General features: G+C 60.7%; 1 protein-coding gene. It reads left to right on the plus strand.

Translation table 11 applies throughout. The features are described 5' to 3' along the window. The coding region (locus tag ACLQ2V_RS28165; RefSeq protein ID WP_425721747.1) for a transposase at positions 1-242 on the plus strand (242 nt) is incomplete at both ends.

Here is a 242-nt window from a genome sequence, read left to right on the forward strand (position 1 = left end):
AACGGCATCCTGCCCTCGATGGGCTCGGTCGGCGACAGCTACGACAACGCCCTGATGGAAAACTTCTGGTCGACGTTAAAGATTGAACTGGTCTACCGCAACTCGTGGCGCACCTGCGACGAGGCCGAGAACGCGATCTTCGGCTACATCGACGGCTGGTACAATACCCGCCGCATCCAAAAGGACCTCGGCTGGCGATCCCCAGACGAGTACGAAACCGCCTGGCACACCCACCAGGCCCA

The sequence above is a fragment of the Micromonospora sp. DT233 genome, assembly GCF_049841815.1.
Lineage (GTDB): Bacteria > Actinomycetota > Actinomycetes > Mycobacteriales > Micromonosporaceae > Micromonospora.